This window comes from Dorea sp. 210702-DFI.3.125 (assembly GCF_020560945.1).
Classification (GTDB): domain Bacteria; phylum Bacillota; class Clostridia; order Lachnospirales; family Lachnospiraceae; genus Dorea; species Dorea formicigenerans.
On the sequence record NZ_JAJCNF010000017.1, the window covers coordinates 1 to 21,138 of the forward strand.

A 21,138-nucleotide genomic window follows, 5' to 3' on the forward strand; every position below is an offset into this window, starting at 1 on the left:
AAGTAAAAAACTACTTTTCACACTACTAAAATCCTTAACTTAATGACATTGTTTTTAAAAAAACTCCGTCCCCAATTGAATTGTGTTTCTTTCTAGTAAGATTTTCCCCAATATGCCATATGTTTTGCTGGTTTTCCGCAATAAATACATTTATCAGAGATCATCGGTTCATCTTCGATCAAACATCTTGTAGCAGCTCCGCCTGTCTCATATTTCACTTCGCCTTCACATACTGGATCTCCACACCAACATGCTTTTACGAATCCGCGGTTTGCTGCGAATTTTTCTTTCATCTCGTCCATCGTTACTGCTGTATCGATGTGTGCTTTCAGGAACTCTTCTGCCTTATTGTACATATCCTGCTGGATTGTTTCAAGAATCTCACGAAGTTTTGTTGTTATTTCATCTAAGGACACAACAATCTTCTCGCGGGTATCTCGACGTACTACTACAACCTGATTATTTTCAATGTCTTTTGGTCCGATTTCAATACGTGTTGGGATTCCGAGAATCTCCTGCTCTGAGAATTTCCATCCCGGACTCTTCTCTGAATCATCAATCTTCACTCTGTATCCGGCTTTTTTCAGCTCATCAAGCAATTCATTTGCTTTTTCCAGTACTCCTTCTTTGTGCTGAGCAATTGGAATTACGCGACACTCAACTGGTGCAAGGTGCGGTGGGATAACAAGTCCGTCATCGTCACCGTGAACCATGATAAGCGCTCCGATACTTCTTGTGGACAATCCCCATGATGTCTCGTAAACATTCTTAAGCTGATTGTCTTTGTCGATATACTGAATTCCAAATGCCTCCGGAAATCCGCTTCCAAAGAAATGGCTTGTTGCGGACTGCAGTGCTTTTCCGTCGTGCATCAGTGCTTCTACTGTATAAGTATCCTGAGCTCCTGCAAATTTCTCATGCTCTGCTTTTCTACCTGCTACAAATGGTACAGCCATTGTCTCTTTATAGAAGTCTTTGTAAATCTGCCACATCTGGATTGTTCTTTGTTCAGCCTCTTCATATGTTGCATGAATCGTGTGGCCTTCCTGCCATAAGAATTCTCTGGAACGAAGGAACGGTCTCGTTGTCTTCTCCCAGCGAAGTACGGAGCACCACTGGTTCCATACTTTTGGTAAATCTCTGTAAGACTGTACTGTTCTTGCCCATAAGTCACAGAACAATGTCTCAGATGTAGGTCTTACGCAAAATCTCTCCTGGAGTCTCTCCATTCCACCGTGTGTTACCCATGCTACTTCTGGTGCAAATCCTTCGATATGATCTGCTTCTTTCTCAAGAAGTGCTTCTGGAATCAGGCATGGAAGATATACATTTTCTACACCTGTCTCTTTAAATCTTCTGTCAAGGTCAGCTTTTATAAGCTCCCAGATTGCAAATCCATTTGGAAGGTAGTTCAAGCATCCTTTTACGCTTGAATAATCACATAACTGTGCTTCTCGCACAACGTCTGTATACCACTGTGCGAAATCTTCATCACGTGATGTGATATTTTTTACTAATTTCTTATCCTTTGCCATCACAATTCTCCTTTTTCTTGTTCTTTTATTTCTGTAAAATTCTGTTCATTTCCATTTCAAAAATGTATCTTTACAGGAAATGTTTTATTTCCGAGGAGTTACTTTTTCTGCCGGGAACTTTTCATATAATTTAATAAAAATGTAATTATCTATTATATAAAAAACCGCCGACTCTTCATCTCCCCATATCAGGGACCGAAAGCTCCGGCGGTACCACCCTAAATTAACTGTAGCTATGTTGCAAATATCAGACAGCACAGTTCTCTCCATTCTCCATTAACGCTGGTCAGACGCTGCATTTTCATGCAGAGGCTCCAGGACCGGTTCCATGCAGTTCATAGCAGACACCTCGCACCATATAATGTCCTCTCTGAGCCAGCTTACATGTACTAATTCCATTCATCGCCAAAAAGTATTTCAATTTGCTCATAATTTTAATCTATCCCATGCACTTTGTCAAGATGTATACTACATAATGCTGCGCGTTGTAATCCTGCGCGTTAATAAATGCCATAAAAAAGAGAGAAGATTTTGAATGAACAACTTCTCTCTTTTTTCTCGGTTGAATTACCGTTTGTGATTGTGATTCAATCACCCTTTACGTTGGTGATTTATTATATCATGTTTTCGGAATTTTTTGATATTTTGCAACAAATTGTTGCTTTTTTATTCATATAAATGTTCTCTATAAACAATTTATATTCCCATTTTGGCAGCTTCAACTTGATTATTTCGACAGCTTCAACTTGCTTGTTTCGGTAGCTGCGTCTTATCTGTCTCTCTAATCACATCTGTCTCTCTAATCACATCTGTCTCTCTAATCACGTCCATCTCTCACCAAGTGACACTCTGTTTATTTCCGGTTTATTTCCGTTCAGCCGTGAGTTCCTTGATCTCACGATTCACCCTGTCTCTTAACTGAATCAGATACATATCGGATTTTGGATAACGCTTGAATGTCAATGGCTCCGGAAGATTTCCTTCAATCAACTCCATGACATGCTCTCTACTTGTCAAAGATTCCAGTAATTTCAGTGCTCGCAGATCTGTCATAGCTTCGTCATGTACCATCATACGAAGCGACTCTTCCGGCTGTCCATTTTCACCTGGATATACAAGGAATGGATCTCCTGACGGAAATGCTCCGGCCGCATCTGTCACTTCATATGGATTAATGTGTTCAATGGAATACTGGCTGTTATAAAAATTATATCCCCAATGTAATACTCCAATAATTTTATATTTATACAGTTGCACACCGTAAATACGATTTCTCGCAGACGGCATGGACATAAAACGGTTACTTACTTCATAAAACTGTCCTGTACAGTAATAAGTCCACATATCCGTCAGACCATTTGCAAGAAACTCTTCAATTTCATTATTTCCCGGAACCGGCTTGTCAATTAGACCGTGACGGTAAAATTCATAACTGGATAATGCATCAAATGTGTGAAATCCGTCCAGCATATTTCCAAGGGATTCTTTTGCAGCCTTATAAGACTCCAAATGTTCTTCTCTTGGCTCATCTGAAATGTGAAAATAAGTCACATCTGCAATTTCCCATTCTCTTAGCTTTGCTGTCAACTGTGGAAGAAAACTCTCAAGGAATTTTGTATATTCCCCGACCGCCGGTGTATGCCAGCCAAAAATCTTCTCTTTCTTTCCATTTACAGTTGCAACAACCTTCGGTGCATATTTTGCTCCCCATTGCGAGAACAAATGTGACATTTCAAAATACTCGATTCCACATTTCTTACAGAGATCGATCCAGCGCTTCAGCTTCTCAAATCCAAATACATACTCTCCATCTTTTACTTCTACGTCAATCAACTGACAAGTCGTTCTCTCAAGTCCAATTGCAGTATCAAGCGGCGAAGTGAATAACGGGGTCAGCATCATATTACAATCACGTTTTACATATTCCTGGAAGTAATTTTCCAGAAGTTTCCAGTGTTCCTCTGAAAACACTTCTACATGATAATAATCCGCCAGGCAATCTGCATGCATCCATTCTGTGTGCATAATATCCAGTTTCGGAAGTTCCGTTCCGATAACTGTCACTTTCTGTTTTGCACTACATACAACTTCACCTTCTTTGATAAGCTGAAGCTCTATCCCATACTCTCCCGCCGGAATCTCATTTGTAATATCCACATCCACCCAAAGGCTGCGCCACTGGCGTGAATAGACAATCACTTTTCCGTCCTTTAAATCTTTAAGAAGATCCGGATACAATCCAGAAGTCGTCTTCAGATAATTATCATCTACGATTCCATTTGTCGCACGCCCGACCGGAACCATCTCCACCGTCCTCACATGAACATGCTCTGCAAGCTCAGAAACTACGCGCACATCTAATCGCTCACGCATTACAAAATCACCGGTATATGCCACCTGAAACGATACCGTCTCTCCCCACAGACCACTTAACATCTGACATTCCATACGGTATACCGGAGTCTCATCTGGGAATACCTTTTCCAGAGAACTCAGTGGTTTCATTTCATATTTAATTACTTTCTGGTCAAAAATACTCATATTTTATTTTCCCCTCTATCCTTTGATTCCACTCAACGTCATTCCTTCTTTGAATTTACTCTGCATAAATACATAGAAAATAAATGGTGGCAGGAAATTGATAACTGCACATGCCATAGTCAGACCTACATCTGTATTATACAATGTCTTCATCATACCAAGTGCCAATGGCAACGTCTTCATTTCCTGTTTTGAACAAGACACCATCGGCCATAAAAAGTTGTTCCATGCTCCGACAAATGTAAAAATAGACAGGGCTATAATAGATGATTTCACCATCGGCAATACCACTTTAAAGAAAATACGCAAACGTCCGCAGCCATCTATTTTAGCTGCATTGATCAGGTCATCCGGAATATCCAGAATGGCCTGCCGCATAATAAATACACCAAACGCTGTCGGCAATGGCAAGATCAGCGCTTTAAAAGTGTTTAACCAACCCAGATTCTTAATAATCAAAAATAACGGAATAATAATAACCTCTGACGGAACGACCATTGTCATGATTAAAAAGATGAACAACTTATCATTTCCTTTAAAATCCATCTTTGCAAATGCATACCCTGCCAGTGAACATACTGTTACCGTAAGAATTACACCGACAACTGCAACAAACACGCTGTTAAATACGTAATTGGGAAAATTAGCCAGGGAAAATATTTTCTGATACTGCATCAGTGTCAGCTTTTCCAATGAAAAATCAAAATCATAAGCATTCGTTGTTGATTTAAAAGACATCATTACCATATAAACAAATGGAATCACACTGATAAATATAATAATCAACATAAATATATATATGAAGATCTTATTAATTACTTTTTTCATCCTATATTTCCCCCTTTCTATATCTCTGATGCTTCACGCTTCATCATTCCACGCTGCAACATTGCTATAACCAGAATTACAACAAATAATATATTGGAAACTGCCATTGCATATCCCGCGGAGCTGGAACCTGCAAAGCACAAGGAATATGCATAAATCACCAATGTTGTAGATGCATTATTCGGTCCGCCCCCCGTCATCGTGTAAATCAAATCAAAGCACTGCAATGATGAGGTAATTGATAAGAACACTGCTAATATAATCGTCGGTTTCAACATTGGCAATGTTATCCGAAAAAATCTTGTCACCGTTCCTGCACCGTCTACTTTTGCAGCTTCATAAAATGACTCTGAAATCCCAAGTAACCCTGAAGAATAAATAACTACATAATACCCTAACATTTTCCAAATGGCCACTGCTGCAACAACCGCCAGTGCTGTCTTAGCATTTCCAAGTAACATAGATGCCTTGATCCCAAACAAGCCAAAAAATGTTTCTACTGCCGGAATTTTTCCGTTCAGCAATTCTCTCCAGATAACACCTGTTGCCGCATTGGAACAAAGTACCGGAATGAAAATAACACTATTTGCAATCTTGCCAATTAACATATGGCGATGACTAACCAAAAATATAGAAACTATGAGGGATAAAATCATTTGTAACGGCACGATCATAACCATTAATTTTAATGTGTTAAAAAGTGCTTTCATAAACTTTGTATCTGTTACCAGCCTCTCATAGTTCTTCAATCCATAAAATGTTGGCGGTGTCATGATATTATATCTTGTAAAACTAAGTACAATTGATATGATGACTGACACAATAACAAAGCCGATCAGGATTACTGTAATCGGCGTAATATAACCATATGGTGCCAGATTTGCTATTTTCTTTTTATTCATAATCGTCCTTTCATCTTATTGCGCAATCATCAATAGTGCAAAAAGATGCCTGCAAAACTTGCAGGCATCGACTATTATGCATTTATCTTTTATTTATTTGCCCAATATTCATCTAACAGTCCATTTGCATAATCTTCAGCCTCTTTCAGGCCTTCATCAACGCTTGTCTCTCCGCTCATAATTCCCTGGAAATCAGCTGCAAGCTGGTTCAGGATCTGTGTTCCACAAGGACCAGCCTGAATTCCATGCCATTTGTCTTTATCCTCTGTATAGATTTTCTCCATCTTCTCATCACCTACATATGGCTCACTCTCTGTAAGTGCAGCTCCCGGGCATTTTGCATGATATGCTGTCATGAACTCAGAACCTGTTACATATTTGATGAAGTCCATAGCAAGGTCTTTATCCTCACATGCAGACATCAGTGTCAGACAATCTGTTGCTCCAAATGTTCCAAAGTCTTTGTTCTTCAGTGAAGTTACAAAATTCCAGTTCAAATTCGGATATGTCTCTGCAAATGTTGTTCCATCTGTCTGTGAAGAACGTGTAATTCCGAATGCTGCTTTTCCGGCACCGAATACATTTGAAAATGCGTCAGACCATGACAGTGACATAAAGTCCTCATTCATGTAAGATGTAAGTCCTTTTAACCATGTAACTGCTTCTTTTCCAGCCTCGTCAGCAAAGCTTACAGATTTCAGGTCGTCATTATAAACCTGTCCACCGTTCTGCCATAATGCGCTATAGTAGTATGCATTCAGAATCTGCATTGCTCCGATATCACTTGTATTCATTCCACAAGCAAAACCATACTGGTCAACTTTTCCATCTCCGTCAGTATCTTTTGTAGCTTCCTGACAGATTCTTGCAAAGTCATCCCATGTCTCAGGTGCTTTCTCTCCAAGTGCATTTAAAATATCTTCATTATAGTATAACACGAATGGAACTCCCGTTACTAATGGCCAGCCATACTGTCCATCCATCATATTACCATTAGAAAGATATTTGTACTCTTTCTTATCTTCATCTGTAACGTAAGAAGACATATCCTCTACTGCACCTGCATCGATGTATGTTGGGAACATCTCGTTGTACATATATCCAACGTCCGGACCTTCTCCTGAATTCAGAGCTGTTGTATAAGTCTCTTCGTACTTGTCCCATGGGATAACTGTAAGATTTACTTTACAATCCTTTTCTTTCTCCCAGTCTTTTAAAAGATCTCCCCAGTTCTTCTCTGTAGCATCATCAAGTGGTGGTACCCATACTTCTAATGTCTTCTCGCCAGATTTGCTGTCAGATTTTTTGCTGTCGCTTTTGCTTCCACAGCCTGTAAACATAGATACGGCCATAGCAGCAACTAACAGAACACTTACAATTTTCTTTTTCATTTTCGTGCTTCCCCTCCATTAATCGTACTTATATTTTTTTAAATCATCACTTATAGATTATACATGCTATTTTTGCTTATCACAAATAGGAGTTTTAAATAAACGGTTTTCATTTATTTAAAAATTAAATAAACGATTTTTTTTACAGATTTTTTTGTGAACAACTTGGGCGTTTATCAAAAAACACTTGCATTTTCTATATGTTTTCTGAAATCTTTTCATTATCAATCAACAAGTCTTTATCTTTCATTTATGATTATTCCCCTGCCAATTCCAACTTTTTTACCGGCCAGAAGATATTGCTTCAATCCTCGCTGAAGACTATTTTCTTCCAGATATGCATCTTTGTTCTCTCGAATTTCCCCAAATACTCTTTCTTCTGCCTGCGGGAAATCATAATGTACCTCTACAATATGATACATTTTCTGAAAACGAATAATATTACTTGTCTCTGGTAATATCTCTCTCAGTTCCGGACTTAAAAGCCATGAATCGCAAATAAATATCACATCTTCGTTACTAAAAAATTTCTTAGCTGATTCAAAAGATTTTTGACATTCACAGTAATCCAGTTTTTCTCCAGCCGGTATATGAACATTCAACACTTTTTCTCCACTCGGCAAATGGTATTTCTGTGCCAACTTCTGATCCAAAATAAGTGGTTCAAACTGAAGTCTTCCCAGACGGAACAACTCCATTCGAATAGACTTTGCAACCCATTCCACTTCTTCCAGTCCATATACTTTGTATTTCCGATAACATTCTTTACACCAAATCGTGATATCAGAAAACGTATCATGAAATATCTCTTCGCTGATATCTTTCTCCTTATACATTTCATGGACTTCACATGTCAGCTTCAGATAGAACCATAAAACCCATTGAAAATGTTTTTGAGTTTCTCGCCATTTATTTAAAAATATTTCAAAATCATTTTCAAATAAATGTTTCCATTCATAAAACTCCTTCTCAGACAAACTGTACTTTCCTATATTTTCCCGCACTTCCTCTGGTATTTCTATTCGCAGCATCACTTCCTGTATCGTCATAATTATCCTTTTACAGAACCTCCTACCATGCCAGAAATTAAATACTTTCTGAAAATAATTGCTGTTACTGCAGGTGGTATCAACGATACAATACCTGCTGTTGCAATTAATCCATATTCTACACTGTCTTTTGTCACAAATTCAGATACAACAATCGCCATAGGTTTTGTATCCATAGATGAGGCTAATATAAGCGGAATCTGAAACTGGCTCCATGTATTCAAGAACATAATCAGTGACACTGACAAAATAATCGGATATGACAATGGCAATATAATTTTAAAAAATGCTTTTCCTCGACTGCAGCCATCAATGTGTGCCGCCTCTTCCAGCTCTTTTGGAATTGTCGAAAAATAATTTATAATCATCCACGTTGCCATCGGCAGATACGAACTTACATAAACCATACTCAGCCAAAATGTATTATCCAGCATATGCCCTGCCGAAAACATTTTATACAGAGGAATAATAGTTGCCATTACCGGAATGACCATCGTAATAAGTAAGGCATTTTTGATAATTTTCCTTCCCGGAAACTCCATTCTGCTTAATGTATATGCACTCACCAAAGCAATTGGCATACCGATACAGATCGTCACAATCACTGCTCGAAGAGAATTTTTTAAACCTGTAAAGTATGCAACACTTCTTCGTCCGCCAGAAAACAAATTCTGAAAATTACTCCATGTAATATGACTCGGTAATAAACTAACTACATTTGAGAACATTTCTGCTTTCGGTGTAATCGCCATAACAAAAGTCCAAACAAATGGTCCTAATGTGAAAACTAAAAAAAATATCGTTGCAACAATATATCCTGCTTTCTTCACATACTTCATTAATAATCCACCTCCTTGTTCAAATTTCGGAGATAGAATATTCCTAAAAGTAATGCAAAAAATAAGACAATATACGTCATTGCGCTACCTTTTCCAAAATTCAAAAATGAAAATGTAGTCAAATAACTCTCCATTAATATATTTTTCCCCAAATCTCCATAGCCTGAAAGTGCTACAATTTCATCAAAAACATTTATTGCAGTTACTGATGTTGAAGTAATTCCCAATGCCAAAAATGGTTTCATAAGTGGCATTGTAATATGCCAGAATACCTTCCTTGGCGTTCCTCCATCCATTTTCGCCGCTTCATAAATAGCATCCGGAATTGACTGGCGTCCAGCCAGGCATACCAATGCCATAAACGGCACACTACGCCATACAACTACAATCGAAACAACCAGTAATAACAGCCAGCGCGAACCAAGAAATTGAACCGGTTTACTTACCAGCCCCAGACCAATCAGTATTTTATTTAAAAATCCATATCCTGAAAAAAATACAAATTTCCATAAAATACCATTTACAAATGGTGGTAATGCCCATGGCAGAATTGCTATTGCAAGTAACATTCCAGCACATTTACATTCCAAATTCAAATATACTGAAACTAAATATCCAATTATCGTTGTAAAAACAATTACAAACACTAAAATAAATAAAGTATTTTGCATACTATATTTAAATGAATCCGACTGTAAAATATCTATATAATTTTTAAATCCAATATAATGAATATTTCCCGGCTCCGTAAGTTTCCATCTTTTCAAACTATACGCAAAAGTTGTAATAATGGGATAAAATACTAATACACCCATGATCAAAATCATGGGTGTAAGTAAAAGATATGGTAAAATCTTTTTTTTCATATGTGTATTTCCTATATTTTATTGTTCTTTAAGCAGTTTATCTAATGCTGAAGACATCTCTTCATAGGCTTTCTCCGGTGTCAATTCTCCAAGCGCCATCTTATTAATTGCGTTATACATTGCACTGCTCATTTCTGCGTAATAAGCTGGTACTCCATTCGGGAATGGAGATGAAATTAACTCAGATGCTTCTAACATGGCTCCTGCATTTGCAATTGTTCCATCATCAACCAGTTCTTTTAATACTGAACTACGTGTTGGAAGGCTTCCAAGTGTTTCATTTAATTCTTTCTGCATATCAGCAGATGTATACCATTCAACAAATTTTTGAGCAGCTTCTTTATTCTCAGATGTAGAAGTAACACCAAGTGCCTCTGGAAGAGCCATTGTTTTTTTCGCTGTTCCGTCTTTACCTGGAGCAAGAATCGGTTCAACCTGTCCCACTACCGCTGAATCATCCGGATTTTGTGTCTTAGATACAAACATTGTTGGTCCTACAAGAAAACTTGCTGTACCACTGCAAATTCTCATATAAGCCTCCATACCAGAAGCTGTCTTGTCCTCTGGGGCAACCAAATCAGCATCTAAAACTTCCTGATAATAATTTAATGCATCCATAATGGCATCTTTATTAAATGTTCCATCATCATTCCATACAACTCCGTCCATTTGGAATGCTGTCCACATTAATCCTGTTGCAGCTTTCTCTTCTGCATTCATAGACATTGCAAGCGGATAATCAACACCAGATGCTTTTAATGCTTTTGCATCTTCCAAAACTTCTGCATATGTTTTTGGTGCTTCATTTATTCCGGCTTTAGCAAACTGGTCTTTGTTATAATATGCGATACGATAATCATTGGAATACGGAAGTGCTAAAATTTCATCATCTACTGTAAATGTATCTAATGTAAGAAAATCTTCCTTATCTGCATCTGAAATCTTCAGTGGCTCTAACCAGCCAGCTGCCTTGAATTCTCCTACCCAGGACCAGTCCACTTCTACTACATCAGCAACATTTTTATTTCCTGTTGCAGCTGTAGCCAGTTTTTCACGGATATCATCCCAGCCCACTTCAGATACTTCAACCTCAATTCCAGTCTCTTTTGTAAATTCATCCAGTTGATCATCAGATGGAATTGCCCAATCAGGCGCCATAAATGTAATGGATTCTCCTTTATCAGACTTTGTGTCACTGCTTCCGGAATCATTCTTTGATCCACAGCCAACAGCCATTGATGCAACCATAGCTGCAACCAATAACATGCTTACAATTTTCTTTTTCATTTTGTGTTTTCCTCCCGTTTTCTCTTGAAAATATTTCATAACTACATATACAGAATAGCATATCTCTCGTCTTTACATCAAATTGCTATTTTCGATATATAATCACTTTATATTCACTTTATCTATAATCATTTGTTTGAATTTTTATTAATATGAGTATATAGTGCCTATTGCAAAAACGGATAATTTTATCCCTTATATTCCCCGCATGCTCTTGCTGCATCCATGAACCAGTCTATCTTCTGTGGATCTGTTGTCTCTGGGATATCACATCCCGTTGCAAGTGTGTATCCCTTCTTTGCCTTACTTCCAATTTCTACACATCGTTTCACATCTGTAAAAATTTCTTCTTTCGTTCCTTTCATGACAATGCTCACTGGATCTACATTTCCTGCAATCGGTACTTCACTGCCAATCTCGTCTGCCGCCTGCTTAATATCTATAATATTATCAAGGCTTAATTCATTTAACTGATATTGTCCAAGATATTTCCAAATACTCCTTGTGTCTCCACACATATGAAGAGATACTTTATGTCCTGTCTTTTCATATGCATAATCGGTCAGCTCTTTTGTATATGGGAAAACGAATTTTTCATACATTTTCGGTCCAATCAATGCTGGATTTGCGACCGGATCTGCCATGGCAATTCCAAGTCCATATTGAGTTGCCATATCAATACAGCTTTTCTGACTATCTGTTACAATTCTCATCAGCCGATGAACTTCCTCTCCATATTTCCGGCAATCTCTAAGCAATTTTTCCACCCCTCGAAGCGAAGAAGTAATTGTAAATGGTCCGCCAATGCTTGCCTCAATCGGTACAATTCCCTGCGCCTCTTCGCTCAATATTTTCGCTTCTTCTATAAATACTGCAATTCGAGGATCTCGCTTTGCCTCGACCGGCTCCATCTCATCAAGCTTTTTATAATCAGATATCATTGGGGCATCGGCATATGGAACTCCATTTTCCGGATAGATAAATTTCCCTCCCAGCGCTTCCACGATTCCTCTTGTATTCGGTCCGATCACAATTCGGTCATAGCCGTAACGATTAAATACAATTCTCTCTGCCTGTGCCATTTTTTTTACATCAAACCAAAAATCACGAACACTGATTCCACTCAGATAGCACTTAAACTCGCTGGTAAATGGCATCGCCATCACTCGGTCTGCCCTCTCACCATTTTGAATTGCCTTCTTTCGTTCAATTGGTGTCATCAGATCTTTCGCATTCTTCTCAATTTTCATACCTTTTCTCCGTCCGCTTTTATATTTTCTTAATCATGGACATAGTATAGCATATTTTTACAATAAATCTACTCTTCTTTCTGTCTCCCGCACTTTATACCACACCTTGCGCTAACACTAGTATTTAAATACTCTATATATTTTGTGTATCATTATCTATTCCAATATCATTTTCATCCACTTTCCTTGTCCCTGCCTCCATTCTGTCGTATACTAAAAATATCACTAAAAAGAGAGGTAATCCTTATGCACAAAGATGATCAAATGACCCCTAAAGAACGAGCATTTGCCCTGTTTGCAGGAAAACCAGTAGACCGTATGCCGATCAAGTTATTTTCACCATATATTGGAATGAACTTCGGGGCATCTTATCAAGATGCTTTCGTAGAGGCAAAATCACGCGCTCACTGGCTTATCGAAAGCTACAAACGTTTCGGGCAAGATGGCTTAAGTGTCAACTACCGTATTGACGGAATCCCGGTTGCTTTCGGTGCAGAATCTACATACGATCCACTCGGAATTCCTATGATTAAGGAAAATATTTTAAAAGATTTTTCTGAGATTGATCAATTAGATCTGGAAAAAATTCGCTTTGAAAATGACCCGAATGCCCAGACTGCTTTTGAGGCTGTCCAAATTATTCAAGACGAATTAAACGATGAGATTTTCACAGGAGTCGGTCTAATGGGACCATTTACAACTGCTGCCAACCTTGCCGGTGTTGAAATAATCCTAAAATCTATGCGAAAAGATAAAGAAGGACTTCATAAACTTCTGGACTTTGCTGCGGACATTACGATTGAAGTTGGACGTAAATTCGTAGAGAATCAGATTGGAATCGGACTTGCTGAGCCAACGGCTTCCCTTCTGTCACCAAAACAGTTCCGTGAATTTGTCATTCCTTATTATGTAAAAGTTATGGATAAATGGAAAGAATGGGGCAGCCGCGGCTCTGGTTTCCACATTTGTGGAGATACCACAAAACTTCTGGAGACCTTCCCTGAGATGGGTATCCGCGGAGTCAGTATCGATAGTGCCGTAGATATTGCTGTTGCCAAAGATCTTGTTGGCGACAAACTTTCCATCATGGGAAATGTCTCACCAATTGAAATTCTGCGAGGCACTCCGGAATCTATCGAACAGGCTGTCATCGACTGCTTCCGCAAATGCTGGGACAATCCATGCGGATTTACGATTGCTCCTGGATGTGATATTCCGGTTCAGACATCACTGGAAAACATTGATGCTTATATGAGTGCAGCAAGAAAATGTGCAAAATACCCGGTACAGCCATCGAATTGGGAATAAAAATTACCGTGTGAACTTCTATGTTTTTCCTGTTCACACGGTATCTTTATTTTTAGCACTCATACTCGAAAACTTTTTATCTGAAACATTATTTATAGCAATTATCTATCATTTTATTTATGTTCTTGACAACCCTGCGTTTTTATTTCAATATAAGCATAGGTCAGGACTCTATCTGAATCTTGACCTATGCTTATATTTTTTGATCTAAGAACTATTTTTTATGAAATTATAAAGGAATATGACATGACAAATAACATCAACATTTTATACGAAGATACACAGATTCTGGTCTGTGTCAAACCGGCCGGAGTTGCAACTCAAAGCAAACGCATTGGCTCCCCGGACATGGTGAGCCTTTTAAAAAATCATATTAGCATGACTTCTGGTAAATCCGGCGAGCCGTACCTTGCCGTCATTCACAGACTGGACCAGCCTGTAAGTGGAATTCTTGTCTTCGCCAAGACGCCTGCTGCCGCAAAGGAACTGAACCGGCAGCTTACAACTTCCGGCTTCGGTAAGCATTACTATGCATTAGTTGCGGGAACTCCAGAACCAACATCTGCTGATTTAGAAAACTACCTTGTAAAAGATGCCAGAACAAATACTTCCAGAATCTGTCAGAAAGGTACTGCAAACGCCAAATTAGCAAAGCTTCATTATGATTTAGTTGATACTACATTTTTTGCTGATATTGCTTTCGCAATTCCTGTCGCGACCAGTCAGCTAAAAATCAAGTTAGATACTGGACGCCATCATCAAATTCGTGTGCAGCTTTCCGGTATGGGCTGCCCGATCATCGGTGACACGAAGTATAACCCCGACTCACCGAAGCTGACCGCGAGGCGCACACCACTGTGTCTTTGTGCATATCAGTTGGAGTTCAGGCACCCTGTCACAAAGAAAGCAATGACATTTTCACTTGATCATTATGTATAATATATGATACCAGGGTCAAAAGGTCTAAATCCACATGAGCTTGCTCATAAGTGGATGAAAGACCTTGGGATCCGCCCCAATATGAGCCTAAAAGTGGGATGACAATCCCACGATATGCGAATAATTGGGAGGATTGTGGGAGTGCAACGCACGGAACAATCCGTAGGCATCATAGTTGGGGCTTTTGACCCCAACATCATAATATATCAGACTATATCAGATGTGAGATAGCTGCCACCTCTGATATAGTTTTATTTTTCCCAAGTATGTGGAGACTATATTAGAAATATTTTTATTTTTCTATTGCGTTTTATTACAGCACTATGTTACACTACGTCTACATCAAATTTCGGGCATGATATTTTCATTATGTTTCAGTGCCCACAGAAATCCTTAGCCATGATTTCATTTCTGAATTTCATTTGCTTTTTCAGCAAAGATTACTCAGATTTTTGATGAAGTTACTCGTTCACCGCAGCTTTCAGTGATTCCCGGCACTAATACAGCTACACTTTCACCGGACAAATCTCTGCTGCTCAGATTTCTGAAATTCTCGAAGAACCACTGGATATCATTCAGCAGATCTATGACATTGCCCTCTGTCAGGCACCTGATTACAATGCTGATAAGATTTTAAAAGAACTGAACTCGAAAACTGTTTCGTGATTTAAATCAAATCTACACGGATTTTCGCACAAGAATATTTTTAAATAGTTGAAACAAAGAAGCGGGATATGCCTCCAATTACATATCCCGCTTCTTCGTTTCATTTTCTTTTTTCAATTTTCCTTAAGCTTCTGTTCGTATGTCCTCTATTCACACAAACTAGATAACGGCTTCCTCAGGTGTCTCTTCTAATACTTTTTCGTAATTCTCGAGGATGATGCTTTGAATCTTTTCGCGAGTTCCGGAATTGATTGGATGAGCAATATCTCTGTATTCTCCATCCACTGCCTTTTTACTTGGCATAGCAATAAAAAGTCCTTTTTCCCCTTCAATAACTTTAATATCATGTACAACGAATTCTTCATCCATCGTGATTGATACTACTGCTTTCAATTTTCCTTCCTTCGCTACTTTTCTTACTCTTACATCTGTTATCTGCATGTTATTGCCCCTTTCTATCTAGGCGCACTGATCTTACAGTGCGTACCTCTCGTTCTTTTCGACAACCACTTTTATCCCGTTTGTTCCAACGTGACGTGTGTTGGCTCTGATTGTATCACGGCTTTCCACGATGCAGTTTTCAATGTAAGTATTATCCCCAAGATACACATCATTTAAAATAATTGAATTTTTGATCACACAGTTATTTCCCACAAATACCTGCTTAAATATTACGGAATTCTCCACAGTTCCGTTGATAATGCTTCCGCTTCCTACCAGACTGTTCTTGACAGACGCGCCTGGGTTATATTTTGCAGGAGGCAGGTCGCTGACTTTTGAATAAATTTCCGGATCTTGCTTGAAGAAATAATTTCTTACTTCCGGCTTCAAGAAGTCCATATTAGTCTTATAATAAGCATCTACAGTTGCAATATTGCTCCAGTAATGATCAATCTTGTAACCATAGATCTTCTTCAGATTCTTATAACGGATCAGAACATCATTGACGAAGTCAAACCTTTCTTCTTCCGCTGCATGCTCAATCAGATCAATCAGTAATCTTCTTCTGATCACATAGATTCCTGTTGAAATCATGTTTGATTTTGTCACCATCGGTTTCTCTTCAAACTCTGTTATACGCATATCGTCATCCATTCGGATTGTTCCGAATCGGCTCACATCATCTGATGGATCCATCTCTTTGCATACTACCGTAACGTCAGCCTTTTTGTCAATATGATACTGAAGAACTTTACTGTAATCCATCTTATATACCGCATCTCCGGATGCTATAACAACATACGGTTCATGACTCTTTTTCAGGAAATCCATATTCTGGTAAATGGCATCGGCCGTTCCGCGATACCAGTATCCATTATCATTTGTAATGGTCGGTGTAAATACGTACAGTCCACCCTGCTTTCTTCCGAAATTCCACCATTTTGAAGAATTCAAATGTTCATTTAAGGAACGGGCATTATATTGCGTCAACACCGCAACTTTCTGAATATGAGAATTCGTCATATTACTAAGTGCAAAATCAATGGATCGATAGCTTCCTGCAATTGGCATTGCTGCTACTGCTCTTTTGTGAGTCAGCTCTTTCATCCTGTTATTGTTACCGCCTGCTAAAATAATTCCTACTGCTCTCATGCTATCTCACCCGCCTTTATTAATGTTTCTCCACTTCCAAGTACTCCGTCCGAATAATCTTCTTTGTTCGTAATTCCACTGATTGCGGTGTTCTTACCAATCTGTACGTGATCCGGGATTACAGAATTCTCTCCGATCGTTACAAGTCCAAATGAGTAGACTGCCGGTTTTAATTTATTCGGTTCTTCACTGCCAATTCCAAGGATCGCGCCTTCGCCAATCTTCGTATTCTCAGCTATGATAGATTTATCGATCACACAGCCTTTTCCAATCATACAATCGCTCATGATGATTGAATCTCTCACTACCGCACCTTCTTCAATTGTGACTCCGGCACTGATAACACAATTATGTACCTCTCCATAAATCTCGCAGCCATTGCCGATAATGCTTCGGTCTATCACAGCATTCTCTGCAATGTACTGAGGCGGAAGTATAGCACTGTTAGTGTAAATCTTCCAAAATTCTTCATAAAGGTTAAATTCCGGTATAATATCAATCAGCTCCATATTAGCCTGCCAGTAAGATCCCAGTGTTCCAACATCTTTCCAGTATCCATTGTATTCATAAGCAAACAGGCTCTCACCCTTCTCATGACAATACGGAATGATATGCTTTCCAAAGTCACATCCAGGCTCGTCCTTCAATGCTACAAGAGCTTCTTTTAATGCTTTCCAGCTAAATATGTAGATTCCCATTGATGCCAGATTACTCTTCGGCTGTGGCGGTTTCTCCTGAAATTCTGTAATCTTACCACTATCATCGGTGATTACAATTCCAAAACGGCTTGCCTCTTCTATCGGAACCGGCATAGCCGCGATTGTAACATCTGCATTGTTCTCCTTATGATAATCAAGCATCACCTGGTAATCCATCTTATAAATGTGATCTCCAGATAAAATTAATACATAATCTGGATGGAACGATTCCATGTATTCCAGATTCTGATAAATGGCATTCGCTGTACCTGTATACCACTCACTGCTTGTACTCTTCTCATATGGCGGAAGAATCGAAACGCCACCGATGCTTCGATCCAAATCCCATGGGATACCTATCCCGATATGTGAATTCAAACGTAATGGCTGATACTGTGTCAATACACCTACAGTATCAATTCCTGAATTAATACAGTTACTTAGCGGAAAATCAATGATTCTGTATTTTCCACCAAATGCAACAGCCGGTTTCGCAACTTTTGATGTCAGAACACCAAGTCTGCTGCCTTGTCCTCCTGCCAGGAGCATTGCTATCATTTCCTTTTTCCTCATGTCTTCACCCCTTCTCAGTAGTTTGTGATAAATATTATACCATATATGTTCCATTTCGTGAACATATTTTACAAAACATTTGAATAATTTCTCCGATTTTTATGAAAATATTACAAAAAATTGCGGGTTGGATTTTTTCTCATATATGTATATAATAATAAGTTAGAAAGAATTATTAATTGGATTGTGAAAGTGTGCCGCACAGAGCAATCCAACGATACTACAGACGGGATTTTTCCCAACACAATTTGCCTATATTATTATATATATGAGGAAGGAATCTTAATTATGTATAAAATTAATTTTGACCAGCCAGTACACGTACATTTTATCGGAATCGGCGGTATCAGCATGAGCGGACTTGCCGAGGTACTTTTAGAAGAGAACTTTACTGTTTCCGGATCTGACAACAAAGAATCTGCTCTGACAGATCATCTTGAAAAAGCCGGCGCACAGATTTTCTATGGACAGAAAGCTTCTAATATTATAGATGGTATCGATGTAGTTGTATATACGGCTGCAATTCATAAAGACAATGAAGAATATCAGACTGCAGTTCAAAAAGGACTCCCGATGCTGACACGTGCTGAACTTCTCGGACAGCTTATGACAAACTACGACATTCCAATCGCAGTTTCCGGAACTCACGGAAAAACAACAACAACTTCTATGATTTCACACATTCTTCTGGCCGGAGAGATGGATCCGACTATTTCTGTTGGCGGAATCTTAAAAGCAATCGGTGGAAATATCCGTGTCGGTAATTCCGAGATTTTTGTTACGGAAGCATGCGAATATACAAACAGTTTCCTTAGCTTCTTTCCTAAGATCAGTGTGATTCTGAATATTGACGAAGATCATCTGGACTTCTTCAAGGATCTGGAGGATATCCGCAACTCTTTCCACAGATTTGCAAAGCTGCTTCCAAAAGACGGAACACTTGTTATCAATGGTGACATTGATCGTCTGGATGAGATTACAGGAGATCTTGACTGCAAAATCGTAACTTACGGAACGAATCCTTCCGCAACTTATCATGCTGCAAATGTAACTCATGACGAACTCGGCGAAGCATCCTTTGACCTGGTAAAGAACGGTGAATTTGTAGATCGTATTTCCTTATCTGTAAGTGGAGACCATAATGTATCCAACGCACTTGCCGCACTTGCTGTTGCAGATCTTCTGGATGTAAATGTTTCCGTTGCCAAAAAGGGACTGAAAGAATTTCACGGTACAGACCGTCGTTTTGAATACAAAGGCGAGACTAATGGTGTGACGATCATTGATGACTATGCACATCATCCGACAGAGATTGCTGCAACACTGACTGCTGCGACCCATTATCCGCATCGTGAGATCTGGTGCATTTTCCAGCCTCATACTTATACACGTACAAAAGCTCTCTTCCCGGAATTCGTTGAGGCACTTTCACATACGGATCATGTAATCCTGGCAGACATTTATGCTGCAAGAGAAACGGATACTCTCGGAGTGTCTTCTAAGCAGATTGCAGATGAATTGAGGGCAAAAGGGCACGATGCATACTACTTCCCAAGTTTTGAAGAGATAGAAAATTTCTGTCTGACGCATTGTCAAAAAGGGGATGTGTTGATAACTATGGGAGCCGGAGACGTTGTAAACATTGGGGAAACGCTTCTTGGAAGATAGTTATCCACATTTTCCACAGATTTTTATCCACAAAAAACCCGATTTTTGCGTCAAAAATTTCTTTTTTAATGGTACTTCCGATGCTATAATAGCTGTGCAATGAAGCGAATGATACTTGAGGAGGACCTGAAAAGGCATGAGAAAATTAACACTTACAAACCACGTGCAGAGTGATACAACTGTACTGGAGAACGAATTTATCGATCATTATATGGCAGAGGCGAACGGGGAATACGTGAAGGTATACCTTATTCTTTTGCGCCATCTGAATGAGCCTTCAGGAACTCTGACAATTTCAAAGATTGCAGATTTATTAGATATTACAGAAAAAGATGTGATCCGTGCATTGAACTACTGGAAAAAGAAAGGGTTACTGGATTATGACATGCCTGTAGACGGAGAGGCTCCGGCGATTCCGGCACAGCCGCGTATGACAGAAGAACCATCTGCACCGGAACCGGCTGCTCCTTCTATTCAGCCGGCACCGCCAACTACAGATGTATCCAGTATTGAGCAGTACCGCTCTCGTAAAGAGTTCAAAGAACTTCTTTTTGTTGCAGAGCAGTACCTTGGCAAGACGCTGTCCCATTCTGACGTAGAATCTATTACATATTTTTACGAGACTTTACATATGTCTGCAGATCTTATCGAATACCTGATCGAGTACTGTGTAGAGAACGGTCATACAAGTATGCACTATATTCAGAAGGTTGCTCTTTCCTGGTGTGAACGCCACATTAAGACGGTTTCTGAAGCAAAAGCAAGCTCTATGGCATACAATAAGAACTGCTATTCTATTCTCGGAGCTTTCGGCATTAAAGGACGCGCTCCTGCACCGTCTGAGATGGAATACATCAAGCGCTGGACTTCCGAATATGGGTTCTCTCTGGATCTGATCCTGAACGCATGCGCCAGAACTATGAATGCAATTCATCAGCCAAGCTTTGACTATACTGAATCTATTCTGAAAAAATGGCTGGAGCAAAGTGTTAAGAACATTCAGGATATCGAAACCCTGGATGCCGGATTTATCCGCGAAAAAGAAGCCCGTGAAAAAGAACGCCGTGAAAAAGAACTTCAAAGAAAAAGTGCCGCTAAAATCACACCGGCACCAACAAAGTTCAACAACTTCGAGAATCGTTCTTATGATATGAGCGATCTTGAGCGCAAGCTGTTACAGCAATAAACTATATAATAAGGAGCAT

Annotated in this window: 17 protein-coding genes and 1 other annotated feature; of the genes, 4 read left to right on the forward strand and 13 right to left on the reverse strand. The window is 39.1% G+C overall.

The window, feature by feature from the left end; genetic code table 11:
• Positions 1 to 92: 92 nt before the first annotated feature.
• The 10 genes from proS to LI164_RS09345 all read right to left on the reverse strand — a co-directional run bounded on the left by proS (position 93) and on the right by LI164_RS09345 (position 12,488).
• Complete coding sequence (proS, locus tag LI164_RS09300; protein WP_005335210.1) at positions 93 to 1,535, reverse strand: proline--tRNA ligase; 1,443 nt, start codon at positions 1,533 to 1,535, stop codon at positions 93 to 95.
• Positions 1,536 to 1,722: 187 nt separating this feature from the next.
• Positions 1,723 to 1,947: a binding site (T-box leader), on the reverse strand.
• A 452-nt stretch (positions 1,948 to 2,399) separates the two neighbouring features.
• Positions 2,400 to 4,076, reverse strand: a complete 1,677-nt coding sequence (locus tag LI164_RS09305; RefSeq protein WP_173785435.1) for a DUF4091 domain-containing protein — start codon at positions 4,074 to 4,076, stop codon at positions 2,400 to 2,402.
• 15 nt (positions 4,077 to 4,091) lie between these two features.
• Complete coding sequence (locus tag LI164_RS09310; RefSeq protein WP_005335196.1) at positions 4,092 to 4,904, reverse strand: carbohydrate ABC transporter permease; 813 nt, start codon at positions 4,902 to 4,904, stop codon at positions 4,092 to 4,094.
• Between the two features lie 17 nt (positions 4,905 to 4,921).
• The gene (locus LI164_RS09315; protein WP_227087029.1) at positions 4,922 to 5,806 is read right to left on the reverse strand and encodes a carbohydrate ABC transporter permease; all 885 of its coding nucleotides are present in this window, start codon (positions 5,804 to 5,806) and stop codon (positions 4,922 to 4,924) included.
• An 89-nt stretch (positions 5,807 to 5,895) separates the two neighbouring features.
• The gene (locus LI164_RS09320) at positions 5,896 to 7,197 is read right to left on the reverse strand and encodes a sugar ABC transporter substrate-binding protein (protein WP_173785434.1); all 1,302 of its coding nucleotides are present in this window, start codon (positions 7,195 to 7,197) and stop codon (positions 5,896 to 5,898) included.
• Between the two features lie 239 nt (positions 7,198 to 7,436).
• The gene (locus LI164_RS09325; protein WP_173785433.1) at positions 7,437 to 8,246 is read right to left on the reverse strand and encodes an acyltransferase domain-containing protein; all 810 of its coding nucleotides are present in this window, start codon (positions 8,244 to 8,246) and stop codon (positions 7,437 to 7,439) included.
• Between the two features lie 2 nt (positions 8,247 to 8,248).
• Positions 8,249 to 9,085 carry a carbohydrate ABC transporter permease gene (locus LI164_RS09330; RefSeq protein ID WP_005335186.1) on the reverse strand — a complete coding sequence of 279 codons (837 nt, stop codon included), beginning with the start codon at positions 9,083 to 9,085 and terminating at the stop codon, positions 8,249 to 8,251.
• Complete coding sequence (locus LI164_RS09335) at positions 9,085 to 9,951, reverse strand: carbohydrate ABC transporter permease (RefSeq protein ID WP_173785432.1); 867 nt, start codon at positions 9,949 to 9,951, stop codon at positions 9,085 to 9,087. Before LI164_RS09335 ends, LI164_RS09330 begins: the two co-directional genes overlap by 1 nt.
• Before the next feature lie 18 nt (positions 9,952 to 9,969).
• Positions 9,970 to 11,238 (reverse strand): extracellular solute-binding protein, encoded by a 1,269-nt coding sequence (locus LI164_RS09340; RefSeq protein WP_173785431.1) that lies wholly within the window; start codon positions 11,236 to 11,238, stop codon positions 9,970 to 9,972.
• Positions 11,239 to 11,426: 188 nt separating this feature from the next.
• Positions 11,427 to 12,488 (reverse strand): uroporphyrinogen decarboxylase family protein, encoded by a 1,062-nt coding sequence (locus LI164_RS09345; protein WP_227078432.1) that lies wholly within the window; start codon positions 12,486 to 12,488, stop codon positions 11,427 to 11,429.
• Positions 12,489 to 12,734: 246 nt separating this feature from the next.
• Between LI164_RS09345 and LI164_RS09350 the strand changes: the two genes are divergently transcribed.
• Both LI164_RS09350 and LI164_RS09355 read left to right on the forward strand, forming a co-directional pair.
• Positions 12,735 to 13,796 carry a uroporphyrinogen decarboxylase family protein gene (locus LI164_RS09350; RefSeq protein ID WP_118447329.1) on the forward strand — a complete coding sequence of 354 codons (1,062 nt, stop codon included), beginning with the start codon at positions 12,735 to 12,737 and terminating at the stop codon, positions 13,794 to 13,796.
• Between the two features lie 246 nt (positions 13,797 to 14,042).
• Positions 14,043 to 14,735, forward strand: a complete 693-nt coding sequence (locus tag LI164_RS09355) for an RluA family pseudouridine synthase (protein WP_173785429.1) — start codon at positions 14,043 to 14,045, stop codon at positions 14,733 to 14,735.
• Between the two features lie 825 nt (positions 14,736 to 15,560).
• Here LI164_RS09355 and spoVG read toward each other — a convergent pair.
• The 3 genes from spoVG to LI164_RS09370 are packed head-to-tail and all read right to left on the reverse strand — an operon-like array spanning position 15,561 to position 18,265.
• Positions 15,561 to 15,842 (reverse strand): septation regulator SpoVG, encoded by a 282-nt coding sequence (spoVG, locus tag LI164_RS09360; protein WP_173785428.1) that lies wholly within the window; start codon positions 15,840 to 15,842, stop codon positions 15,561 to 15,563.
• Between the two features lie 33 nt (positions 15,843 to 15,875).
• Positions 15,876 to 16,994: a glucose-1-phosphate adenylyltransferase subunit GlgD gene (gene glgD / locus LI164_RS09365; protein WP_005335175.1), complete on the reverse strand. Its 1,119-nt coding sequence runs from the start codon at positions 16,992 to 16,994 to the stop codon at positions 15,876 to 15,878.
• Complete coding sequence (locus LI164_RS09370; RefSeq protein WP_227078433.1) at positions 16,991 to 18,265, reverse strand: glucose-1-phosphate adenylyltransferase; 1,275 nt, start codon at positions 18,263 to 18,265, stop codon at positions 16,991 to 16,993. The genes glgD and LI164_RS09370 overlap by 4 nt, the downstream gene beginning before the upstream one ends.
• Before the next feature lie 288 nt (positions 18,266 to 18,553).
• Here LI164_RS09370 and murC point away from each other — a divergent pair, with 288 nt between their 5' ends.
• A complete protein-coding gene (gene murC / locus LI164_RS09375; RefSeq protein WP_227078434.1) occupies positions 18,554 to 19,933 on the forward strand; it encodes a UDP-N-acetylmuramate--L-alanine ligase in 1,380 nt (459 codons plus the stop codon).
• Positions 19,934 to 20,069: 136 nt separating this feature from the next.
• Positions 20,070 to 21,119 carry a DnaD domain protein gene (locus tag LI164_RS09380; protein WP_173785426.1) on the forward strand — a complete coding sequence of 350 codons (1,050 nt, stop codon included), beginning with the start codon at positions 20,070 to 20,072 and terminating at the stop codon, positions 21,117 to 21,119.
• Positions 21,120 to 21,138 lie beyond the last annotated feature (19 nt).

Bases quoted from the DNA above. Each gene is read 5' to 3' on its own strand.
- proS (WP_005335210.1), bottom strand. From the start codon at position 1,535: ATGGCAAAGGATAAGAAATTAGTAAAAAATATCACATCACGTGATGAA.
- LI164_RS09305 (WP_173785435.1), bottom strand. From the start codon at position 4,076: ATGAGTATTTTTGACCAGAAAGTAATTAAATATGAAATGAAACCACTG.
- LI164_RS09310 (WP_005335196.1), bottom strand. From the start codon at position 4,904: ATGAAAAAAGTAATTAATAAGATCTTCATATATATATTTATGTTGATT.
- LI164_RS09315 (WP_227087029.1), bottom strand. From the start codon at position 5,806: ATGAATAAAAAGAAAATAGCAAATCTGGCACCATATGGTTATATTACG.
- LI164_RS09320 (WP_173785434.1), bottom strand. From the start codon at position 7,197: ATGAAAAAGAAAATTGTAAGTGTTCTGTTAGTTGCTGCTATGGCCGTA.
- LI164_RS09325 (WP_173785433.1), bottom strand. From the start codon at position 8,246: ATGACGATACAGGAAGTGATGCTGCGAATAGAAATACCAGAGGAAGTG.
- LI164_RS09330 (WP_005335186.1), bottom strand. From the start codon at position 9,085: ATGAAGTATGTGAAGAAAGCAGGATATATTGTTGCAACGATATTTTTT.
- LI164_RS09335 (WP_173785432.1), bottom strand. From the start codon at position 9,951: ATGAAAAAAAAGATTTTACCATATCTTTTACTTACACCCATGATTTTG.
- LI164_RS09340 (WP_173785431.1), bottom strand. From the start codon at position 11,238: ATGAAAAAGAAAATTGTAAGCATGTTATTGGTTGCAGCTATGGTTGCA.
- LI164_RS09345 (WP_227078432.1), bottom strand. From the start codon at position 12,488: ATGAAAATTGAGAAGAATGCGAAAGATCTGATGACACCAATTGAACGA.
- LI164_RS09350 (WP_118447329.1), top strand. From the start codon at position 12,735: ATGCACAAAGATGATCAAATGACCCCTAAAGAACGAGCATTTGCCCTG.
- LI164_RS09355 (WP_173785429.1), top strand. From the start codon at position 14,043: ATGACAAATAACATCAACATTTTATACGAAGATACACAGATTCTGGTC.
- spoVG (WP_173785428.1), bottom strand. From the start codon at position 15,842: ATGCAGATAACAGATGTAAGAGTAAGAAAAGTAGCGAAGGAAGGAAAA.
- glgD (WP_005335175.1), bottom strand. From the start codon at position 16,994: ATGAGAGCAGTAGGAATTATTTTAGCAGGCGGTAACAATAACAGGATG.
- LI164_RS09370 (WP_227078433.1), bottom strand. From the start codon at position 18,265: ATGAGGAAAAAGGAAATGATAGCAATGCTCCTGGCAGGAGGACAAGGC.
- murC (WP_227078434.1), top strand. From the start codon at position 18,554: ATGTATAAAATTAATTTTGACCAGCCAGTACACGTACATTTTATCGGA.
- LI164_RS09380 (WP_173785426.1), top strand. From the start codon at position 20,070: ATGAGAAAATTAACACTTACAAACCACGTGCAGAGTGATACAACTGTA.